This window comes from candidate division KSB1 bacterium, assembly GCA_034506255.1.
GTDB classification, from domain to species: Bacteria; Zhuqueibacterota; Zhuqueibacteria; order Zhuqueibacterales; family Zhuqueibacteraceae; genus Coneutiohabitans; species Coneutiohabitans thermophilus.
Genome location: JAPDPX010000003.1, coordinates 304,256 through 325,735 on the forward strand (window position 1 = coordinate 304,256; position 21,480 = coordinate 325,735).

Below are 21,480 nucleotides of genomic sequence, written 5' to 3' on the forward strand. Positions count from 1 at the left end.
CAAGGAAGTTGCGATTGTGAGGCGCAAAGTTGTTGCCGAACGGCCAGCAACGGCGTTCGCCTCCAGCCATTATTTATAAAAAGCCGGGCCTCACACTCCGCGGCAGAGGACGAAACACATGCCGCGCATAAAATTTTCACTCAACCAACTCGAGGACAGCCAGGCGGCACTCCGCCAGTGATTCACCTCTTCTTTCGGGAGGCATACATGCGAGAGCTTTTTCGTGATCGCGCGCATGGGGCACTCGTGTTGTGCACCGTGCTGCTGGCCGCGCTGGCGGCACCGCCCGCGACGGCGCAAACCTTCACGCAAGACCGTCAATATGAGCCCGTGCAAATGGCAGCCTTCAGTTTTCCGGATTTCTCGGGCGATATCGCACCGGTCAATCAGCTTTTTTTGTATGCCTGGCGCGGCGGCTTGTGGCAGCAGATTCCCTTTCAAATCGATGAGCGCGGACTGGAAGTGGTGCTGGGCGATACCATCGCGAACAGTTATTTTGCCCCGAAGGACGGCCGCCTGGACGACAATGACCAGCTTCTCTTCATGGCGCGTGACGCCGGCGAGCAGGCCGCCTTTTGGAATTGGATCGATGACGCCTCTGCGCGCAGCTTCCCGCGCTATGAGATCCGGCTGCTCGATCCCCTGACCTCCCGCGAAGCCTATGTCTACCTGTATCGTTCCAGCACGCTGACAGCCGATCCGCTGGTGCCCTCCTACATGAAATATTCCCCCAGCCCGGCCGGCCGGGTGGCAGCCGACACGGTGCGTGGCGTGAGTTATATCCAGGGGCATGCCAACAACGGCGTGCCCGATTTTCTCGCGGTGCCACGCTCTTTTGGCGGCAGCGGCGTCGATTTTTTGGACCGCTTGAAACTGCGCATTCGCGCCGTGGTGACGATTCAGTTTATCGGCAATCAAACGATCACGGCGAACGAGCAGGACAATCTGATCGCGCTGGACAACAGTTTGCGTGCGGTGGCGGGCAGCATCCGTGTCATTCGCGAAGTGAAGGAACGCATCAACGTCACCGTTTCGATTTTCAACGTCAATGTCGATACGGTTGCGATTTCGCTGTTCTTCTATCCCTTCTCGCAGCAACTCTCCGGAACGATACCCCTGACCTCCTCCCTGGGCGCGCGGTTGCTGCGGGCGACGTTCGATTTCAATGCCAACATGGTTGGACAAGCCTGGCAAAACAAAAACAGCACCACGCCGCGCACCATCACCGGCGCCTCCGGCGGCATCACGGAAGCGGAGGGCGTGATCGACATTCTGCCCAAGCGCAATTGGTTCAGCGCCAGCTCCACTTTGCACGGCAGTTTCCTGGGCATTTTCGGGATCGACAACATCCTGAACACCACGCAAAAATACTACTTCTGGGATGCGATGAGCGGCACCGGTGACGGCACCGCCGACACCGGCGACGGCCGTTCCTACGGCGACAGCGGCTTCATCATTCAGAGCATCGGCAACAACCCGATTGTCGCGACCTTTCAACTCGGCTTCATTTCCTACATTCTCGGTCCAAATTTGACGCGGGCGCAGGCGGTGGCGCTCAACGCCAATGCCGAGGCACCGGTGAGCCAGATTTTGAATCTGCAAACCTATGATGGCATCGCGCCGGCGGCGGTGACGGATTTGCGCGTTTCCAACTCCACGGCCACCAGCGTGACGCTGTCGTGGACTGCGCCGGCGGATGCCGGCTCAACGGTGACGGGCTATGAGCTGGGTTACTCCACCACCCCGGTGGGGGCCGATCTCGACGCCTGGTTTCAAAACGCGAGCAAGGCGGGGAATCTGCCCGCACCCGGCGCACCCGGCACCAGCGAGTCTGCCACCATCGAAAACCTCACCACGGGTGCACGCTACTTTTTCCTCCTGCGCTCCCGCGATGCTTTCGGCAACCTTTCGCCCTATTCCAACATTGCCACCATCGATGCCGTGCCGGTGGAGCTGGCCGCCTTTCATGCGCGTGTCGATCGCAATCAAGCCGAGCTGGAGTGGCACACGGTGAGCGAGACCAACAACCTCGGCTTTCATGTCGAACGCCGGCAGGCGGCACAGGCGTGGCTGACCCTCGGCTTCGTGAACGGTCACGGCACCACCACCCAGGCGCAGCACTACCGCTTTGTCGATCGCGATCTGCAACCCGGGGAATATGCCTACCGCCTGCGCCAGGTCGATTACAATGGCGCATTCGAATACTCGCCGGAAATCACCGTGCGCGTGGACGTTCCCCGGCATTTTCTGCTGGCGCCCAATTTCCCCAACCCGCTGCTCAGCGGCCGGGACGCCACAGTCATTCGCTATGAGTTGTCGCATGCCGCGCCGCAGCCGGTGACGCTGCGCATTTTCAATTTGCTCGGCCACGAGGTCCGCCGGCTGGTGAATGAAAACCAGCCCGGCGGCTATTACGAAACCCGTTGGGATGGCCGCGGGACAAACGGTGAGCGCGTCGCGGCCGGCCTCTACTTCGTGGAATTGCGTTCGGCAGGCTTGCGCGCAATTCAGAAGCTGACCGTGATGCCGTAATGCCACTTCCCTTCCTGCTGCGCAATCGCCGGGATCACGGCATGCGGGCACCGGGCTTGGGAGAGGCAAGTCGCAATCAACGGTGCACAGACACCAGACAATTTCACTTTACACCGGAGAGGAGGAATTCATGCTGGCTCAAACCATTCGCTTTGTACGGCTGGCATATGTACTCATTGGCATTTATGCGATTTCGCGCTTCATTCTCGGCCTCGCGGGTGTGCCTTATGCGCCGCGTGGCAATGCCATGTTTTCCGTGGTGGGCGCGACGGTGATCAGCAGTTTTTATTTTGGCGCGCTCTCTTCGCGCGCCGGCTTCAACTGGCTGGGCACCGCGCTCACCGGCGCCAGCATCGGGCTGTACGCGCAGCTTTGGATCTTGGTGTTGACCCTGGTCAGCTATGTGGGCAATTTTGAAACGTCCTACTTTCGCCATTGGGATGCCCTGAATGTCCCGCCGGATCAAACGGTCACGCCGGCCAGGGCCATGGGAATTCGACTCTCCGGTCTGGTGGTCAACACGATCATTGCGACGGTGGTGGCGATGGTGGGGCGGGTGCTCGGCGGCCGTCTGGCGCCCAAAGGCGCCTGATCCCGCCGCTCGTTGTTTTCTTTTGGCGCCCGGCTCTGAGACCGGGCGCAACACCTCGAGCCCTCCGGCGATTACCGGAGGGCTTTTGTATTGCGATTTCGGCCGGACCCCCATGTTGTGATCACTGCAAGGCTGCGCCGATGAAAATCATTGCCGCACATCTGCCTGTTTATTTGCCGGGTGCTGCTCTCTTCCACAAGCTGGCGCGCGCGGACGCGCTGCTGTTTGCCGATCATCTGCAGTATTCCAAACGCAGCGTGATCAATCGCGGCCGCATCAAAACGCCGGAGGGAGCGCGCTGGCTGACCGTGCCGGTGCTGACCCGGGGCCGCGGCCGCCAGGCGATTCGTGAGGTCGAGATCAATCGCAACGAAGCCTGGGCACGACGCCACTGGCGCAGCCTGCAAACCAATTACCATCCCGCGCCCTATTTCCTGCAATTCGCCGATCGTTTCGCAGCGATCTATCGCCGCGAGTGGCGCCGGCTGCTCGATCTCAACCTGGCACTGTTCGAGACGCTTTGTGCCTGCCTGGAGATGACAAAACCGGTCCATCTCAGTTCCGAACTTGCGCTCGCAGGGACGGCACAGCCCTGGTTGATTGCGGCAATCAAACAACTGGGCGGCACGGCTTATCTTGCGGAAGCGTCAGCGCTCCCTCTGCCCGCGGCCGCCTTCGCCGAAGCCGGTATCGCGCTGCTCTCTCTGCCGCGGCGCGTCGAGCGCTATCATCAGCTTTACGGTGAATTCCTGGCCGATCTCAGTGTGGTGGATGTTCTGTTCAACGAAGGCCGCGACTACTTCAGGTAAGCGGAAGGACCGTGGGGAGGGTGCCGGACTTGGGCGGGGGAATGCCAAGGGAGACCGGCGGGCACAATGGTGGCCGGAACACGGCAGAGCGCCGCCTGGAACGGCGGGACTATTGCGGCTTCTTTTCAGAATTTTCCACCGCGTTGCGCAGGTCGTTGAGGAAGCGTTCCATCGCGCGCATGATGGAACTGAGCACGGTGGAATTCAAATCATGCTGGTAGTAGTTGGTGTAGACCACGCGGGTGCCGGAGGGCGTGCTGGCCAGTGACCATTCGCTGGTGCCGGGCAACGGCCCGCCGGTGCGCTTGTACACCAGGCGGCCCAGACTCTGATCGAAGACAATGATTTCAAGATTGTATTTGACCTTGGCTTCACCCGGCCCGGCGGTAACGAGGTAGCGCGCGCCCGCCTTCATGGTGTCGTCGAGCGCTTCGACTTCCTGAAAGATCGGGGAGACTTTCGGCCAGTGCGCGATGTCGAGATAAGGCCACACCTCGGCAAGCGGCCGCCTGATTTCGATTGATTCCTTGAGCATCGACATGGGCTGCTTTCCTCAACGACACATGAGCGCGGATCACTCGTTGCTGGCACAAGCGGCGCAATGTTAAAAAGAATGAGAGCGATAAGCAAGCGGAAAGTCGGCAGGCCAGGCTGCCGGCCGGTGAAATTTCTCGTTGGCCGCAAAAGAAAAAGGCGCTTCGTTAAAGCGCCTTCGCAAACCGATGTGGAGCTGACCGGGATCGAACCGGCGACCTCTTGAATGCCATTCAAGCGCTCTCCCAAACTGAGCTACAGCCCCAAAAAGCGGCAGTACAATAAAGAATCCGGCCGCCAAAGTCAAGCTGTTTTTGGTGTGGTTAGTGCGATGCGGTCAGCCTCCGCCATTCGCTCTCCAAATCCTCCAAAGCCAGAGTCAACTCCGTGCCGTCAGCCTGGCGTTTGAGACGAAGCCGGCCACTGTCCTTCTCACGCTGACCATAGAAGGCGACATACTGCACGTTGCGGCTGGCGGCATAGTTGAATTGCTGTTTCAAGCCGGCGACTTCAGGATGAACATCGCACGTTACACCCATGCCGCGCAGCCGTCTGGCAAGCGCCAGAATTTCAGCCTGGGTTTCGGCAAAGTTGACGAGCATCACTTGCACGGCGCCGGCGGTTTCGGCGAAACGGCCCTGTTCCTCCATCATCAACACCACGCGCTCCAGGCCGAGAGAAAAGCCGCAGGCGGGAATCGCCTGTCCGGCAAACATACCGACCAGGCCATCATAGCGGCCGCCGCCACCCAATGACCCGGCGGCACCCGGCACGATCACTTCGAAAATCGCGCCGGTATAGTAGGACAGGCCGCGCGCCAGGCTGGGGCTGATAACCAGGCGGGGGCCGGCGGCGGTGTCCCGGCTCAAATCCAGGATCGTGCGCAAGGCCTCCAGGCCGGCAACAGCCGCGGGCCGGTGCAGTTCTTCGCGCAGGCGCGCCAGACGTTGTTCGTTGTGCGGAAGATCTTGCACCTCCGCCAGCAGCCGCAGAAGTTTTTCCGCAGCCGGTGCCGCCAGCCCGCGCTGGAGCAGCTCTGCGTGCACGCCGGCAGTTCCGAGTTTGTCGAGCTTGTCAACCGCCACCAGCGCGCTTTCCTCCAGCTCCGCGGGCACGCCGGCCGTCTCGATCAGCCCGCGCAAGATTTCGCGATGATTGAGGCTGAGGTTGTAAGCATTGAACTGCAGGCGATCAAGCACGGTGCAGGCGGCCGCCAACACTTCGGCTTCGACCAGCAGCGAGGAGCTGCCGCACACGTCCAGGTCGCATTGCATGAATTCGCGAAAGCGGCCCCTGGCGGGGCGGTCGGCACGCCACACCGGCTGAATTTGATAGCGTTTGTAGAATCTCGGCAATTGGCTGCGATAGCGCGCCATCACCCTCGCCAGCGGGACGGTGAGATCATAGCGCAGCGCCAGATCGCTGAGCTCGTTTTGCGAGCGGGCGCCGGCTGCGAGCACCTCCTGCAATTTTTCCCCGCGGCGGAGAATGCGAAACAAGAGCTGGTCGCCCTCTTCGCCATATTTGCCCAGCAGCGTGCTGAGATTCTCGAATGCCGGCGTCTCCAGAGGCTCGAAACCGAAGGACTCATAGACTTCCTGAATGACGCGAATCACCTGACGGCGCTTGCGTAATTCATCGGCGAGAAAATCACGGGTGCCGCTGGGCGGCTGCACATTGATCATGCTCAAGAATACTCCTGGTTTCGCAGTTACCCCCTCTCACCTCTTTTCGGCAGCCGGGCGCGGCGCCGATTTCAGCTCCAGCACCAGCACCGCGAGCGGCACCAGCAGATTGCCGGAAGGCATCACAAACTCGGCATAGTCCGCCCCGATTTCGACGAGTATAGCGCTGCCGGCAGCGGCCTGGCTCACGGTGAAGTGGAAATAACCGTCAGCCGGCCGCAGCTCACCGCGCCGGCCGAGGTAGCTGCGCAGCACTTCGGCGTAACGTTTCATGGTCAGTCTCTGGCAAAGGGGAACGATGCGATTTCCCCGTCACCCTGGTGACGCACGCGAGGGAATGTTTCAACGCCGGCCCACCCTGCGAGTCTGCTGGCTCGGCGGCAGCGCGCCTGAACGCACGCCCACACCCGGGCTGGTTCCTGAAAGATGTGCACGGCTCCATTCCAGCAAACAAGAGCCCTCCCACGAAAGGTTTTGTCGGGATTTTCGTGGGAGTTCTCCTTTTGCGAGGGAAAACAGGTGCAGGCAGGCGTTTGCCTTGGGAAGCGCTCTGAGGCAACGCCTGCCGCCGGGGTCTTGTCATGCGTTACCCGTACAAATCAACATGGAATCGCAAATTTTCTCGGATTCAGGCTGAAACGACGAGCGGGCCGGATGGACTGGTTCAACCACGCTGCTGCGTTGTTTCAAGTGGCCAGCATTGCCTCGTAATTCGCCATGAACTCCTGATCCCAGCGCACGTAATTTTCGCGGATGCGTGCGATCTGGGCGTCCAGGTTGTCCGGCGTCCAGGTGCTGGTGTCTTCCGCGGGATGAAAACGCAGCAATACCGTGCCCGGGCGCACCTGCAGGGACTTGCCGGGACAAAGCCGGCGCGCGCCGCCGAAAAAGATCGGAACGATGGGATACTGCAGGTCCATTGCCATGTGAAAAGCACCCTTCTTGAAAACACCGATGGTGCCGTCTTCGATGCGCGTGCCCTCCGGCATGATGAACAGGCTGTGGCGCCGGCGCCGGATGCGGTTGTAGGCGCGGTTGAGCGCCGCCACCGCCTGCGCAGAGTCCTGTCGCTTGACGAAAATCTGGCCGGTAAGCAGGCCCATGATGGCGAACAGGGGATTGTAAAGAAATTCGTATTTCGCCACGAAGCGCACGCGCGGCAGCCGCAGTGCGAGAATCAGAAAAATGTCGAGTGTCGAGCTGTGGTTGCCGATGAAGATGGCCGGGCTGCGCACCGGTTTTTCAAGGTATTGAAATTTAATCCGGACGCCGGCGCAGCCGAGCACGAAACGTCCGAGCCAACTGCCGAGGGTGGTGGTGATGAAGTTCTGTGCCCGGCCAAGCGTCACCACGCTGATCACCACCACGCCGAGCATGGCGCCAAACAGGGCAAAAAACGTCAGCAGGGTGAGATAGACCGTGCGCACGCGGCTGGCGGAAGGGGTCTTGATGGCAGCACTCCCGTGGTTGACAAGATGAAAGCGTCCCGCCCGTTTCAACTTTTCAGGTTGACGAATTGCACCGGAATGTCCAGGTTGCTCTCGCGCACCAGCTTGATGATCGTCTGCAGATCGTCGATCTTCTTGCCCGTCACCCGCACCTGCTCGTCTTGAATCGCCGCCTGCACCTTGAGCTTGCTGTCTTTGACGATTTTGACGATGGCCCGGGCGGTGTCCTTGTCCAGTCCCCTCTTGATTTTGATTTCGACCTTGATGGTTTTGCCCTGGCCCGGCTGGGGATTGCCAAACGCCAGCGCGCGCGGATCGATTTTGCGCTTCGCGAGATGGATGGAAAGGATTTCACGCACGGCCCGCGCTTTCATCTCGTCCTCGGTGTGCAGCGCGATCGTCATCTCCTTTTTGTTGAGCTCGAGCCGGGTGTTGGAATGGCGAAAGTCATAGCGGGTCGCCAGCTCCTTTTTGGTGTTGTTCAGGGCGTTGTCGACTTCCTGCAAATCCACTTCACTGACAATATCGAAGGAGGGCATGGCGTGTTCCTGCGAATGGGAGCGTCACCCTTGCACCGCAAGCGTGAATTCAATACCTTGACGTCGGCAATGTACGGCCAGCCTGTCTGAGACGCAAGCGCTTTTTCGGAGGCTGGCAGGCACCGGCGTGCAACCGCGCCCATCACTGCGAGGGAGAAAATGTTCGAAAGCCAGATCACCTGGTGCCGGCAGCGCCTGGCGGCGGGCCGCCTGAAATGGCAGGCGTTTTGCCGGCAACAACAGCAATACGCGCGGCAGTTCGCGCAAAAGGCCGGCCGCACGTACCGGCGTTACGAAAAATATATCCCTGTCACCGCTTTCGTCGCGGGTTTCCTCTACGATTCCCTGACGCTGACACGCATCGATGCCTGGCTGGACAACCTCATCCTGTTGCTCTACACCCTGTTCGCCGGCGTGCTGCTCGTGGTGTTGGGCCGGATGCAGCGCGGGCACCGCTTCCCGCTCTGGCTGGAACAGCGCCATGATTGGCTCACCTTCGGTCTACATTTCCTCTTCGGCAGTCTGTTGTCGAGCTACGTGGTGTTTTACTTCAAGAGCGCGGCGGTCTTCACCTCCTACCTCTTCATCGGCCTGCTGGTGGCGTTGCTGCTGCTCAACGAGTTTTTTTTCCACCGTCTGCGCCACCTGCGCCTGCTGGTTGCGATCTACTTTTTCTGCTGCTTTGCCTTTCTCACCTTCTTCCTGCCGGTGGTGACGCGTGTGATGAATTCGCTGATGTTTCTCGCCAGCGGGGTGTTGAGCCTGGTGCTGATTGCCGGCCTCTGGTTCGCCATCTACGGCAAAGCCCTGGCGGGGATGAAAAACGACCTGCACCGGTTGCTGTGGCCCCCGCTCGCAATCTTCGCCGCACAGGTGCTCTTCTATTTTCTCAACTGGATGCCGCCTGTGCCGCTGGCGCTCAAGGAGGGCGGCATCTACCGCAGCGTGCGGCGGGTCGCTGACCGCTATGAAGTCAAGTACACCACGCCGCGCTGGTGGCAGGTGTTCAAGAAGGACGACCGGGACTTTGCCTACACCCCGGGTGACACGATTTATTGTTTCGCCGCGGTGTTCGCGCCCACCGCTTTGAAACAGCGCATCGTGCATCACTGGCAAAAGAAAAACGCCGCCGGCGACTGGGTGACGCGCGACGCGATCTCCTATGAGGCGCACGGCGGCCGCGACGGCGGCTGGCGCTGGTACACCCGCAAGCGCAACGCCGAGCCCGGCTCCTGGCGCGTCGAAGTACGCACCCAAAACGGGCGCCTGCTCGGCCGCATTCCCTTTGAAGTGTACGAAGCCAAAGAGCGGCCCACCCGGTTCACCACGGATTATTTGTAGCCCGCATGATCCCTCAGTTGCGTGTGGGGACGCAGCCCGGACCTCTTGTCTGCCGGCAGAGATGCCTGCGCCACTCCACACCTGGCCGTGGGATCAACAGCCCGCCTTGACTTTGGCGGGCAGGCTTTGCTATCTTGCCGCTGCACGCATGAACCGCCACTCATTCAGGATCATCCCATGCAAATCGGAATTGCAGGCTTGCCCTTTGCCGGCAAGACGACGATTTTCTCCACGCTGCTGAAGCACAAGAGCGAAGAAGGCGCCTTTCACAAGCCCGAGATGGAGCGCGGCATGGTGAAAGTGCCCGATGTCCGCCTTGACCGGCTGACCGCCATGTTCAACCCCAAAAAGAAGGTCAATGCCGTCATCGAATACGTCAAAGTCCAGGGCATGGACAGCAGCGGCGACAAGCCGCTGGCGCTGACCCCGCAGTTTCTCGCCAATCTCAAGAACGTGGACGCCATCATGCTGGTGGTGCGGGCCTTCGAGAATGACCGTGTGCCCCATCCACTCAACCGCATCGATCCCGCCCGCGACATGCATTTCATCAACAGCGAATTTCTGCTCAGCGACCTCGCCGTGGTCGAAAGCCGCCTGGAGCGTCTGACAAAGGGTTTGGCCAAGAGCAAGGATGAGCTGCAGGTGCGCGAACTGGCCCTGATGCAGCGTTTCCACCAGCAACTGGAGCAGGAGAAACCGCTGCGCGAGCTGGAGCTGACGGCCGAGGAGGAGAAGATGATTCGCGGCTATCAGTTCCTCACCCTCAAGCCGCTGCTTTACGTCATCAACATCGCGGAAGGCGAGATCGCCCGGGCGGCCGCCATTGAGCAGGGCCTGGCGGCGCAGGTCGCCCCGCGTTGCGCGCTGACTTCGCTGAGTGCGGAAATCGAGCGCGAAATTTCGGAACTGGGCGAGGAGGACGCGGCGGCTTTCATGGCGGATCTCGGCATCACCGAGCCGGCACTCCACAAACTCATTCGCACCTCCTATGAGCTGCTCGGTTTGATCTCATTTTTCACAGTGGGCGAGGACGAGTGCCGGTCGTGGACCATCCGGCGCGGCACCCGGGCACAACAGGCCGCCGGCGTGATTCACTCCGATTTGGAGAAGGGTTTCATTCGCGCGGAAACCGTGCATTATGACGATTTGATTGCGCAGGGCAGCCTGCATGCCTGCCGGGAGAAGGGCCTGCTGCGGCTGGAAGGCAAGGATTACGTGGTGAAGGATGGTGATATTCTGAACATTCGGTTCAACGTGTAGGGGCGAGTGCTGCTCCAATTCCAGACATCCGCACGTGATAGAATCATTCTCCCGTTGGTTATTCCCCGATGGTTCTGTGGCCCAAGGCGGAGAGCGCAAAGAAGCAATCAGCCCAGCCGGATACCAAGCTCACGAAGCATTTGAAAGGTATCTACGCACTTGAGGTTGAATGGCCGGGCGGCATTGGGAATGGCGATCTTCCGTCGCAGATCGGGATTATATTGTTCATGCCTGACCAAGATTGTGCTCTCGGCGCGGGCAAAGGCCACCAGCCAGGCATCGGCGTTGTTGCCGTCAGCAAAATCCGCTTTCGCCTCTGCAGTAAATTGGGACTGGCTTTGCGATCATTGCATGATTTGACGGTAGACGACCAGCACATCGTCACGATCGGTGGGGTGAAACCACTGTTGAAATTGATCATTAGCCCATCGTGTCAATTCGTCCCTGCCGCGATCTGACTCGAATTTGACACGATCAATGCTCATCAAGCGCCCTCGCTCAGCATACTCCACCAGCGCCTCCCAGAATCGCGGCGCAATATCAAAGGCATAATACCGACGCGCCGCCGATGAATGCATTGGCATCCAGGACTAAGTGGTCATTGCATTCATGCCGGCATCCCCAAGATTGCCTCTGCGTAGCGGTCAAAACTTTGGCCGTGAAGACCAATCAGGCGGTAGGCCTCGCGATACAGCAAGCGACCTTCCCGGGCAGCACGTACGACGGCCTCTCCAAAACGCCTTCCGATACGAAGATTCTGAGTTGCATAGAAGTCGCCACCACCTTGTTGTGACCGGCGTTCGCGTTTGGTTTGGGCAAGATAGAATCTCAAGAACTCTTCTTTCGTGATGAGGCTGAGCTCAAGGGCGCGACGGGCGGCCACGATCTCGCTAACTCTGAATTGTTCAGCAATAACTTGGAAACGATTGCTCGTCTTGTGAACCGAGGGCCAGAACCTGCGCAACAGCGCGGCAGGAACGAGGAATTCTGCCGCGACACGGTTGCAAGTCTGTTCGATCTTATCCGGTGCCGGCTCCAGATCCCGCAGATCGAACGCAGCGCTTTGGCCGAACCAGATATGGGCGAGTTCATGCGCCAGTGTGAACATTTGCGCGGCTTTGGCATCCGCACCGTTGACAAACACGAGCGGAGCATATTCATCTACCAGAACGAAGCCGCGAAACTCGTCGACTTTTAAAATGCGGTGTGTGTTGTTGCCCACAATGCCACTGACAGCCACCAGAATCCCGGCCTGATCAATCTTGTCAATCAAAGCCTTCAGTGCGTCCGTCCAGTTGCGATGATCGGCAATCCACGTTGGGCCCAATCCCAAAACCTCTTTCATCTGGCGTGCAACTTCCTCGGGAGAGGCGGTGAGCTTTGCCGAGCGAACAAACCGCAGCGGTTCCCACCCCTCTTCGACAAGCTGCTCACGAAACCAGGCTTGGCACCGCAACATCAAATGCACTGTATCAACAAGTTCCGGACTGGCCACGCTGGGATGCGTGTCTTTTTCTCGTTTTGTGCGAAAGAGAGCAATGGGAAGCGGGTCGACGGGTGGGGCTTCGAGTAACAAGTATCCCAATGGCACTCGAGAGGCCTTTGCAAAGGCCTCGAGTTGGCGAAGAGTCGGGCTGGCTTCACCCCTCAACCACTCTGAAAGACGCGGAAAGCTGGTGTACAACTCTTGATCCCGGCCCGAACGCTTAAGCGCCCAGGCAAGCACGCCGGTATTTACCGGCAATCTCATCTTCACTCCCCTCCTGCTAGCATGAATTTGGCAAGATACAGCATGTGCCCCGGTGGCCACCCTAGATCTGCAATAGAGACCTGCCTGTGGCTGACTCATACAATCAGAGCCGAAGTGATCTGACAGATCAAGCACAGCCATTCCCTGCGCAGCAGTCTCGTCAAACTGCATGGGGATGAAATGAGCAAGCGGGCACCCTGCCGCTACCCCTTGATCACCCGCACGCGCACGGCGCGATCGCCCTTCATTTCCCGCCGGACATCGAAACCCACGCGCTGGCCGGGTTTGAGCTGGCGGCCCGGCACGCTGGCATCCAAATCATTCACGTGCACGAAGAGATCCTCATCTTCATCGGTGGTAATAAAGCCGAAACCCTTGGCCGGGTCCCATTTTTTGACGGTGCCGTATTGCATGAACGTCTCCGCAAAAGGGTGATGCCTTCACTGCTGCACGGGCAGCGCAGCCGCCAGGTCTGGCCGCCACCGCTGGCCGGGCCGTCAGTGCACGAAATCTCTCTCCTGTAATTTTACCACCAGCACTGGACAGGGGGCATGCCGGATCACCCGGGCAGTGTTGCCACCCAGAAAAAACTCCTGCAGCCGGCTCAAACCGCGGGTGCCCATCACGATGAGATCGATATCCTGTGCGGCGGCAAATTTGACAATTTCATGATACGGCCGTCCCACCTGCACATGGGTCTGGCAGTGGCGCGGCCTCTGTTCGAAGCCGGTGAGCCAGCGTTCGATTTCCTCGTGCGAGAGTGTGATGAAATCGCGGCTGAACTCTTCGGCGAGCGCGTGATTGACGGCATAGTGTGCGGGATAAACCGGCAAGTCGACGACGTGCAGAATATGAAGCTGGGCACGGAACAACTGGCTGAGCGCGAGGGCGTAGCGCATTGCTTTTTCGCTGTCCGGGGAAAAATCGATGGGTGCGAGGATTTGGAGATAAGGCATCACTTCCCCGCTGGCGCCGGGCCCGGCGGTGCGCGCCACCAGAACCGGGCAGTTGGCCGTGCGCATCAAATCTTCGGCCAGGCTGCCCAGGATCAGATGACTCAGGCCGGTGCGGCCATGAGTGCCGGTCACGATCAAATCCGCCTGCATTTCCGCCGCGAAGCGCGTGATCTCTTCGGCGGGATGGGCATTGTGGCGCAGCTCGCGCCGCACCTGCAGCCGTTGCGAGGGTTGCAACCCCAGGCGCTCTGCGACCTCCTCTTCCGCGGCCTCCTCCTCCGCGGCACAGGCGGGATCCAGTTCCGGAAAAGCCGCCACGGCGTTGTGCTCCCTGGCAGTGACCACATGCAACATGGTCAGCCGGGCACCGAATCGCTCGGCCAACATCGCGGCGTGTCCAATGGCGGCCGCCGGCGGCTCACGGAAGTCGGTTGGGATCAGAATTTCGCGTATTTGAATCATGTCGCACCTCACCTGCTCATCGTTGCAAAACTTCGCCGGCGGCCGCGGCACCAAAGGTTTCCATCAAATAAGCATAGTAGACCGCCGGCAGTGTCCGGCCGTGCTTGGTGTATCCCTGCACCAGAATGTGGCATTTTTGCAGTAACATTGCAAGAGTTGCCTGCTGCCACTCCGCCCGCAATCCGCCCTGGTGCAGCATTTTGAGCAGCGCCCGCACGCGGTAGCGATCCAGCCCCCATTCGCTGCGCGAAAGCTGGTCGGCATGGCCGCCGCGTTTGATCACCAGCGCCTCGTCGAGGAAGCCGACTTCGTGATGCGCTGTCACGCGCAGCCACAGATCGTAATCCTCACACAACGGCAGGTCCTCGTCGAATTCGCCCGTCGCTTCCAACAGCTCGCGCCGCAGGAACACTGCCGAGGGACTGATCACGCAGCGCGGCAGACAGAGCGGGTAAATCCAGCCGCCGGCCTTGCGGTGAATCTTTTTTTGATTGACCCGGCGGCCGTTGCGAATCCAGATTTCGTTGGTATGGCACAGCAACACGCCGGGATGCTGCTCCAGCCAGAGCCGCTGCCGCGCCAGTTTGTTCGGCGCCCACAAATCATCCGAATCGAGAAAGGCGATAAAGCGGCCGGCTGCGGCGTGCACCCCGTGGTTGCGGGCTGCCGACACGCCGCGCCGCGGCTGCCGCAGGTAACGTACCCGCGCTCCCCAGGCGGTGCAGAGTTGCGGCGTCTCATCGGTGGAGCCGTCATCGACGATCAACAACTCGAAATCCCTTTCGGTTTGCGCCCACACCGAGGCCACCGCCTCTTGCAGGAAGGCCGCGCGATTGTAAGTTGGGATGATGACGGAGATCAACGGTGTGCCGCTCATGGTTGCTCTCTCCCCGACGGCCGCCATTCCGGCATAATGTGCAACCGTTCCGATCGTCCGGCCTGCCGGCGCGTGGCATCACGCTCTGGATTTTGCCTCACCAGGAGAAAACCGTCGTGCGATGAGTTCGCTGCAAACGCAGACAAAGTCCGCGGGCGGGTGAGTGGCCGCCCGCCTGCACAAATCATCGCAGCTTTCATGACCATGATTGCGCCGGTTTGCGCCCGGTGCGCCCCGGCCGCGCAGCCCGGCATGTGCAACGAAGGCCGCCGCGCTGGAGAATGGTATTGCGCCCGGAGGATTTTTTGACTAAATTGCACAGCAACAAAGGGATTTGGCCACTCGCTGAAACGGAAGGACATGAAGACAAAGCCGCTGTTCGCCATCTTGATGATGGCCCTGCTCCTGGGATTTGGGAACACCTGCATCTGTGTCGTTGAAGACACAAAACACGGCGGTGACGCCGCGAAGCCCGACGGCCGGTCCCTCGTCGGCTGCCAGCAACCCATCTACACCCAAGGCATGCCCGGTCCGAATGAATACACCGTTGTTGTTGGTGTGTTCTCCAATGAAAGCAAAGCCCTCGGACTCTCACAAAAACTGCGCGGCTACAATATTCACAATTATTGTTATCAACAAAAGAACGGCTGCTGGGTCGTATCCGTCGGACGTTATTGGGATGCCAAGCCCGCGCAAAAAATGTTGAATCAGTTGGTGGCTGATTTTGGGTACACCAACGCCGAGATTCGCAAATCCGGCGACAAAGAAATTGAATGCCATGGTTCTCTGTAACAGCGGTGGGTTTTAAACTGCTCCTCTCAATCCTTCGGCGCTCGTGAGGTCTGCTCCAGCGCAATACCGTGGGCCAAATATGATGATTGTGCTGCCGCTCGTTTCCAAACCCGAAATGAGATATTTCGCACTTGTCGTGGTGGCGCTGCTCTTCCTGGCGGCGTGCACTGATCGCGGGCAAAATCCGCCGTCCGTGCGGGATGGCGTCTCGACCGGCGCACCTGATTCCGAAACGCCGGCCGGGCCACCGGAGCATCGCCCCCCAAAGCCTCCCGGCGACAGTGATTTGGAACCGCCGTCCGGCCCGCTCGGCGAGTATGGTTACTCCGTGCTGGTCAAGGCGTTCCACAACCGCCTCGATGCCGATCATCTCGCTTATCAACTGCGCATGAAGCGCATCAACAATTTCGTGTATCAGTATGATGGCGAGTGGCGTGTGTGTGTGGGCACCTATGCCACCAAGGGGCGCGCGCGGCGCACTTTGCGGCTGGTGCATGAAAAGGGCTTCACCACGGCGCGGGTCATCGGTCCCGGTGACGATAGCATCCCGCCGCCGCCGGAGTGAGGCGGCCGGCCCGCGCACAACCCCGTCCTGTACCCACCCGACTTCATGCCACCCAAATCTGATCCAGCCGTTCGCGCGGCCGCGAGAGCAGGATCTCACGGCCGTCAACGATGACTTCCGCCGGCCGCGGCCGAGCATTGTAATTCGAGCTCAGCGAGAAACCATATGCGCCGGCCGTCATCACCGCCAGCAAATCCCCGCGCTGCACGGCCGGCAAATTTCTCTCCTTCGCCAAAAAATCCCCGGACTCGCAAATCGGCCCCACCACGTCATACTTCTCCGGCGCGGCTGCGGTGAAGCGCAGTGGCACGATTTGATGATGCGCCTGATACAGGCTCGGCCGGATCAGCTCTGACATGCCGGCATCGACCACCAGAAATTTCCTGCCCTGCGTTTCCTTGACATACAACACCCGCGTGACCAGCACGCCGCTGGTCGCCACCAGGGCGCGGCCCGGCTCAAAGAGAATTTCACAACCGAAGGACCGCAATGGTGACAGCAGCAACTCCGCCACCTGCGCCGGCGCGAGCGCCAGCCCCGCGGTTGGCGCGGTTTGCGCAGCCAGGGGAATCACGTTTTCATAGATCACACCCAGCCCGCCGCCGACATCGAGATATTCCAGGCGGTGGCCGAGGGCGAGCGCCTGCCGCGCCAATTCCGCCATGGCCCTGCCCACCGCGGCAAAGGGCGCGGTTTCGGTGATTTGCGAGCCGATGTGCATGTGCAAGCCCACCAGACGCACATGCGGAAACTCGTGCAGCCGGCCGAGCAGCGCCTGCGCGCGCGGCAATTCCACACCGAACTTGTCCGCCTGCCGGCCGGTGGAAATGTAGGGATGGCCGTGAATGTCGATGTTGGGATTGACCCGCAGGGCCACCGGCGCCACGCGATCGTGCTGCCGCGCCAGCGCATTGATCACCGCCAGCTCGGCCTCGGATTCGACATTGAAACCGCGAATGCCGGCCTGCAACCCGGCAATGATTTCATCATCGCGCTTGCCCACGCCGGCAAACACGATGCGGTCGGCGGCAATGCCGGCCTGTCGGGCAAGCGCGAGCTCGCCCACCGAGACCACATCCGCGCCCGCGCCCAGGGCGGCAAAATCGCGCAACACGTGGGGATTGGAATTCGCCTTGAGCGCGTAACAAATGCGGTGGGGATGATCGCCGAAGGCGGCGTCGATTCCGGCAAAATTCTCCCGGTAGGTGCGGCGGCTGTAGAGGTAGAACGGCGTTGCCACGCTGGCCGCCACCTCCGCCAGCACAACTTCTTCACAGCACAATTGGGCATCCACATAGTGAAAATGCTGCATGGCATGATCCTGGAATGATGACCATCCAATCGGCACGTTCAATTCAACCTCATCGCCCGCTGCAAGCTTGCCCAGCACACCGGGTTCGGGATCACGAGGCCATTGTTCAGGCGGCGATCATCACCGGCGGGACCGCAGCGCCGGGAATCAGGTTTTGTCGAGGCGCAGCGTGGTGACGTGCCCGAGCGTGGGCAGCACCTTGTACTCGACATGATCGACGAGCCTGGCAATCAAAAACAATCCCAGACCGCGCGGGCTTTCCTCGCCGCTGATCTTGCGCTCCAGACTGAGCGTGGCCGGCATTTCGGGCACGAAGCCGCTGCCATTGTCGATCACCTGCACGGTCAGGCCGGCCGCGCCGGGCTTGAGCAGCACATCGAGACGGTTCATGAGATTGAGCTTGTTGCCGTGTTCGATGGCATTCAAACAGGCTTCGGCCACGGCGCTGCGCAAATCTTCCACCCGGTTTGCCGGAAACCCGAGTTGCTGCGCCAGCTCGGCGGCGGCATTCATCGCCAGTTTCTCAAAGCCCGGTTGCGAGGGCAGAGAAAGGCGAATTTCGACGGGCTGCTCCGCAACCGCCGCGCGGCGGCCGTTTTCTTCGAAGCGCCGCACCGTGGCCGGCACGCCTTCGTAGCGGGCGACCAGCAGGGTGAGATCATCGGAATGATCACGGCGGCCGGCGAAGGCCTCGGCGTCCCTGATCAACTCCGGAATGAGGCCATTGTGGGCGGCGCGCGCGTGGCGTTGCACCGCGGCACAAAAGCGGTCAAAGCTGTAGGGCTCGTTTTCGGGGTTCATCATGTCCACGATGCCGTCGGTGTAGAAGACGAGCAGATCGCCGGCGGCCAGATCGAGATGACGCTGGCCGTAGGCAACCTGCCGGTTGATGCCGAGTGGAAACCGGTCGCCCTCTTCCGGTGGGGGCAGCAGCGTGGCCTCGCCGTTGCGGTAGAGAATCGGCAGGGTTTGCCCGGCATTGGCATAGAGCAGGCGGCCGGCCGCCAAATCGAAGATGCCGCAAAAGGCGGCGACGAACATGCCGCGCTGCAGATCCACCGCCAGCCGGCGGTTGGCGAGCGCGAGAATCTCCGCCGGGGTTTGATGTCCCTCCGCCGCGAAGCGAATGGCCGAAAGTGCCGCGCTCACCACCATTGCGCTCGACACACCCTTGCCCGACACATCGCCGACGATGATCGCCAGCCGCTGGTCATCCAGCGTGATGAAGTCATAAAAGTCGCCGCCGACTTCGGTGGCAGGCAGGGAGGCCGCTTCCAGCCGCAGGCCGGGCAGATCGGGCGGCGCGGCGGGCAGCATCTCGGTTTGCATGCGCCGCGCAATCTCGAACTCCTGGGTGATGCGCAGGTGGTGCTGCAGCGACTGCAGCATCTTGTTGAACGAACGCGCCAGTTCGCCGATTTCATCCTGTGAGTCGATGGCAAAGGTGGCCTCGAGCCGGCCGTTGGCAACCTCCTGGCTGGTTTGATTCAACTGCCGCAGCGGCGCCAGGATCTTGCGGATCGACAGGGTCATGAAGATGACCGCGAGAATCGCCACCGCCGCAATGGCTTCGACGGTGCGGTGGCGCACCACTTCCGCGCTTTGGAAAAGATCGCGCTCGTAGGCGGAGGCGAGCAGAATCCAGTCCCACGGCTTGTAGTACATGTAGTAGGCAATCTTGCGCTCGCCCTGCCGGCCGCGTGCGCCGGTTTCCTGATGATACTCATCGTAGGCGGAATAGCGGTCGGGCTTGCCGGCCTGGTCGATGCGGTTGATGATCCGCTGAATGTGCGGAAAGCGCGGATTGTTGAGGTTGTCGCCCGCATTGGTGGGGTGGACGATGAGCCTGCCTTTGTCCGGCGTGTCGGAATTGTCGAGGGCAACGAGGTAACCATCCACCGCAATGCGCACCGCACTGAGCTGTTCCTTCAATTCCTCGGTCGGCCTGCCGTAACGCTGGTTGTAGCGGTCGCACAGCGCATAGGCGAAATCGGTTTGGGCGCGCAGCAGATCGCGCGCAAGCTGCTCCAGTTCGTCCTGCGCACCCTGATAGGCCCACAGAATCACGATGACGATGGTCAGCGCGATTTCGAGCAGGACGGCGAGCAGCAGTTTGGAGCGGATTTTCATGGGTTTTGTTCAGACACCGATCACGCCGGAGGTAGATCAACGGCATTCCCGGTCTCTCCGGCGGACAACGAACCTTTCAGGCGCGGAACACCATCGCATCACACAGGTCAACAGCGCGCCGCCGCGACGCAAAGGAAAGCTTTTGAGAGGTCATGCCACTGCGCTTCTTGCGGTGCGAAAACTTGTTCGGGCGCCTGCCGGACTCCCTCACCGCGGAGGGTTCTGATGAGAGGACACCACGCCGCCGCGTGAGATCAGGGATTGCAACGGGGCAATGCCGGCTACTGTTTGTCCCGCTGCGGATCCGCCACGCCCAGCCGGAGCATTTTCTGCTGCAGCCCCAGGCGGCTCAGACCGAGAACGCGCGCAACCTGGCTCTTGTTGCCGTGATGGCGTGCCAGCGCCGCAGTGATCATCTCGCGTTCGAGCTGATCGACGGCATCGCGCAGGCGCAGGGTTGCCGGTTGCGCCGGGAGAGGCGGCCGGCCGGCGCCGCGCAGCTTGGGCGAAAGATGTTCCGGCAGCAGAAGCTGGCCTTCCTCCGCCAGTGTGACCAGCCGTTCCATTTCATTCTCCAGCTCGCGCACGTTGCCGGGCCAGTGATAGTTTTCCAAATGCTGCAGCAGCGCCGGCGAAAGGCCGCCGGTCTTGCGGCGCAGTTTTTGTTCGAACACCCCGAGAAAATGCTGCGCCAGCAGCACCACATCCTCGCGGTGATCACGCAGGGGCGGCAGGCGCAGTTCCAGCACCGCCAGGCGATAGAACAGATCTTCGCGGAAGGTGCCGGCGGCAATGGCCTCGCCGAGATTCTTGTTGGTGGCGGCAATCACCCGCACATTCACGGGAATCTCGCGGTCACCGCCGATGCGCCGCAGGCTGCGTTGCTGCAACACGCGCAGCAATTTGGCCTGCGAAGCCGCCGGCATGTCGCCCACCTCATCGATGAACAGCGTGCCGCCGTGGGCCTGTTCAAACAAACCCACATGTTTTCTCACACCGGTGGCGGTGCCGGCCTCGATGCCGAAGAACTCCGTCTCCACCAGGTTTTCCGGGATGGCGGTGCAATTGACGCCGAGAAACGGGCCGTCCGCGCGCAGGGAGTGATGGTGCAGCGCGCGCGCCACCAGCTCCTTGCCGGTGCCGGTTTCGCCGGTAATCAGCACGTTGGCTTCGCTTCGGCCAAAATTGCGAATCTGCTGCCGCACTTGCTGCATGGCAGCGCTCTGGCCGAGCAGCGCCGAATCGCTGAAATCCCGCCTGACGGCCTCCCGCAGCGCGAGATTCTCCAGACGGAGTTTTTCCTGGGCCTCCTGCAGCGCTTCGTAAAGCTGCAGGTTTTCCAAAGCGCGGGCGGTGAAGCCGGCCACGGCTTCGAGCAGTTCGCGATCGGCCTCGGCATAAGGCTCGCCCAGCAAGCGCGGGCCCAACAGGAAGGCCCCGCCACGCTGGTTGCGCCAGGTGGCGAAGTTCGCCACTGCAAAATGTTCGAGGCCGCGCCCCGGATCGATCAGCCGGCGCAACTCGGCGAGAATTTTTTCCAGCGTGAACACGCCCGCCTGCTGCAGCGCGCCAGTGACGGCCGCCGCTGTCAGTTCGCCGCGGCTGGCCATGCATTGCCAGCGGCCGTCCTGGTTTTGCGAAACCGCCACGGCCTGGCGGGCACCGAAGGTGCCCGCGAGAATCGCCAGCACTTCGCTGTAAATGGCACGGCTCTCCCGGCACTCGCCCAGCGCGCGAGCCACCTCCAGCAGCGTGCGAAGCTGAAAGATTTCGCGCTCGAGCTGCCAGATTTGCGGAGAAGCTGCCGATTCATGCATGGCAAAAGTATAGGCACGACATGGGCGAAATGCAAGTGTGAACACGGGCGGCACACCGGCCGCGGTGGTACCCGCCGGC

General features: G+C 60.9%; 20 protein-coding genes and 1 tRNA gene. 8 read left to right on the forward strand and 13 right to left on the reverse strand.

Annotation, left to right across the window (positions count from 1 at the left end; all coding sequences use genetic code 11):
- Positions 1–207: 207 nt before the first annotated feature.
- The 3 genes from ONB52_07380 to ONB52_07390 all read left to right on the forward strand — a co-directional run bounded on the left by ONB52_07380 (position 208) and on the right by ONB52_07390 (position 3,933).
- A complete protein-coding gene (locus ONB52_07380) occupies positions 208–2,532 on the forward strand; it encodes a fibronectin type III domain-containing protein (protein MDZ7415969.1) in 2,325 nt (774 codons plus the stop codon).
- Positions 2,533–2,662: 130 nt separating this feature from the next.
- Positions 2,663–3,124, forward strand: a complete 462-nt coding sequence (locus ONB52_07385; GenBank protein ID MDZ7415970.1) for a hypothetical protein — start codon at positions 2,663–2,665, stop codon at positions 3,122–3,124.
- Positions 3,125–3,264: 140 nt separating this feature from the next.
- On the forward strand, positions 3,265–3,933 hold the full coding sequence (locus ONB52_07390; GenBank protein MDZ7415971.1) for a WbqC family protein: 669 nt from the start codon (positions 3,265–3,267) through the stop codon (positions 3,931–3,933).
- A 109-nt stretch (positions 3,934–4,042) separates the two neighbouring features.
- Here the strand turns inward: ONB52_07390 and ONB52_07395 are convergent, their stop codons facing one another.
- The 6 genes from ONB52_07395 to ONB52_07420 form a co-directional block, all read right to left on the reverse strand.
- The gene (locus ONB52_07395) at positions 4,043–4,474 is read right to left on the reverse strand and encodes an SRPBCC family protein (GenBank protein MDZ7415972.1); all 432 of its coding nucleotides are present in this window, start codon (positions 4,472–4,474) and stop codon (positions 4,043–4,045) included.
- 184 nt (positions 4,475–4,658) lie between these two features.
- A tRNA-Ala gene (locus ONB52_07400) sits at positions 4,659–4,732 on the reverse strand.
- A gap of 58 nt (positions 4,733–4,790) precedes the next feature.
- Positions 4,791–6,152 (reverse strand): histidine--tRNA ligase, encoded by a 1,362-nt coding sequence (hisS, locus tag ONB52_07405; protein MDZ7415973.1) that lies wholly within the window; start codon positions 6,150–6,152, stop codon positions 4,791–4,793.
- A gap of 36 nt (positions 6,153–6,188) precedes the next feature.
- Entirely contained in the window at positions 6,189–6,425 is a 237-nt protein-coding gene (locus tag ONB52_07410; protein ID MDZ7415974.1) for a hypothetical protein, read from the reverse strand.
- 413 nt (positions 6,426–6,838) lie between these two features.
- On the reverse strand, positions 6,839–7,651 hold the full coding sequence (locus tag ONB52_07415) for a 1-acyl-sn-glycerol-3-phosphate acyltransferase (GenBank protein ID MDZ7415975.1): 813 nt from the start codon (positions 7,649–7,651) through the stop codon (positions 6,839–6,841).
- Entirely contained in the window at positions 7,648–8,139 is a 492-nt protein-coding gene (locus ONB52_07420; GenBank protein ID MDZ7415976.1) for a YajQ family cyclic di-GMP-binding protein, read from the reverse strand. Before ONB52_07420 ends, ONB52_07415 begins: the two co-directional genes overlap by 4 nt.
- Before the next feature lie 159 nt (positions 8,140–8,298).
- Here ONB52_07420 and ONB52_07425 point away from each other — a divergent pair, with 159 nt between their 5' ends.
- From ONB52_07425 to ONB52_07435, 3 genes are all read left to right on the forward strand, one after another.
- Positions 8,299–9,480: a DUF2914 domain-containing protein gene (locus ONB52_07425; GenBank protein ID MDZ7415977.1), complete on the forward strand. Its 1,182-nt coding sequence runs from the start codon at positions 8,299–8,301 to the stop codon at positions 9,478–9,480.
- Between the two features lie 177 nt (positions 9,481–9,657).
- Positions 9,658–10,740, forward strand: a complete 1,083-nt coding sequence (gene ychF, locus ONB52_07430; protein MDZ7415978.1) for a redox-regulated ATPase YchF — start codon at positions 9,658–9,660, stop codon at positions 10,738–10,740.
- A 68-nt stretch (positions 10,741–10,808) separates the two neighbouring features.
- Entirely contained in the window at positions 10,809–11,198 is a 390-nt protein-coding gene (locus ONB52_07435) for a hypothetical protein (GenBank protein MDZ7415979.1), read from the forward strand.
- 149 nt (positions 11,199–11,347) lie between these two features.
- Here the strand turns inward: ONB52_07435 and ONB52_07440 are convergent, their stop codons facing one another.
- The 4 genes from ONB52_07440 to ONB52_07455 all read right to left on the reverse strand — a co-directional run bounded on the left by ONB52_07440 (position 11,348) and on the right by ONB52_07455 (position 14,785).
- Positions 11,348–12,490 carry an ImmA/IrrE family metallo-endopeptidase gene (locus ONB52_07440; protein ID MDZ7415980.1) on the reverse strand — a complete coding sequence of 381 codons (1,143 nt, stop codon included), beginning with the start codon at positions 12,488–12,490 and terminating at the stop codon, positions 11,348–11,350.
- A 203-nt stretch (positions 12,491–12,693) separates the two neighbouring features.
- Entirely contained in the window at positions 12,694–12,903 is a 210-nt protein-coding gene (locus tag ONB52_07445; protein MDZ7415981.1) for a cold shock domain-containing protein, read from the reverse strand.
- 84 nt (positions 12,904–12,987) lie between these two features.
- Complete coding sequence (locus tag ONB52_07450; GenBank protein ID MDZ7415982.1) at positions 12,988–13,908, reverse strand: universal stress protein; 921 nt, start codon at positions 13,906–13,908, stop codon at positions 12,988–12,990.
- A 16-nt stretch (positions 13,909–13,924) separates the two neighbouring features.
- Positions 13,925–14,785, reverse strand: coding sequence for a glycosyltransferase (locus ONB52_07455; GenBank protein ID MDZ7415983.1), 861 nt, complete (start codon positions 14,783–14,785; stop codon positions 13,925–13,927).
- 360 nt (positions 14,786–15,145) lie between these two features.
- Here ONB52_07455 and ONB52_07460 point away from each other — a divergent pair, with 360 nt between their 5' ends.
- Entirely contained in the window at positions 15,146–15,577 is a 432-nt protein-coding gene (locus tag ONB52_07460; protein ID MDZ7415984.1) for an SPOR domain-containing protein, read from the forward strand.
- Between the two features lie 79 nt (positions 15,578–15,656).
- Positions 15,657–16,142 carry an SPOR domain-containing protein gene (locus ONB52_07465; protein ID MDZ7415985.1) on the forward strand — a complete coding sequence of 162 codons (486 nt, stop codon included), beginning with the start codon at positions 15,657–15,659 and terminating at the stop codon, positions 16,140–16,142.
- Between the two features lie 43 nt (positions 16,143–16,185).
- Here ONB52_07465 and lysA read toward each other — a convergent pair whose 3' ends face one another.
- The 3 genes from lysA to ONB52_07480 all read right to left on the reverse strand — a co-directional run bounded on the left by lysA (position 16,186) and on the right by ONB52_07480 (position 21,446).
- On the reverse strand, positions 16,186–17,454 hold the full coding sequence (lysA, locus tag ONB52_07470; GenBank protein MDZ7415986.1) for a diaminopimelate decarboxylase: 1,269 nt from the start codon (positions 17,452–17,454) through the stop codon (positions 16,186–16,188).
- 147 nt (positions 17,455–17,601) lie between these two features.
- Positions 17,602–19,584 carry a SpoIIE family protein phosphatase gene (locus ONB52_07475; protein ID MDZ7415987.1) on the reverse strand — a complete coding sequence of 661 codons (1,983 nt, stop codon included), beginning with the start codon at positions 19,582–19,584 and terminating at the stop codon, positions 17,602–17,604.
- A gap of 281 nt (positions 19,585–19,865) precedes the next feature.
- Positions 19,866–21,446 (reverse strand): sigma-54-dependent Fis family transcriptional regulator, encoded by a 1,581-nt coding sequence (locus ONB52_07480; GenBank protein ID MDZ7415988.1) that lies wholly within the window; start codon positions 21,444–21,446, stop codon positions 19,866–19,868.
- Positions 21,447–21,480 lie beyond the last annotated feature (34 nt).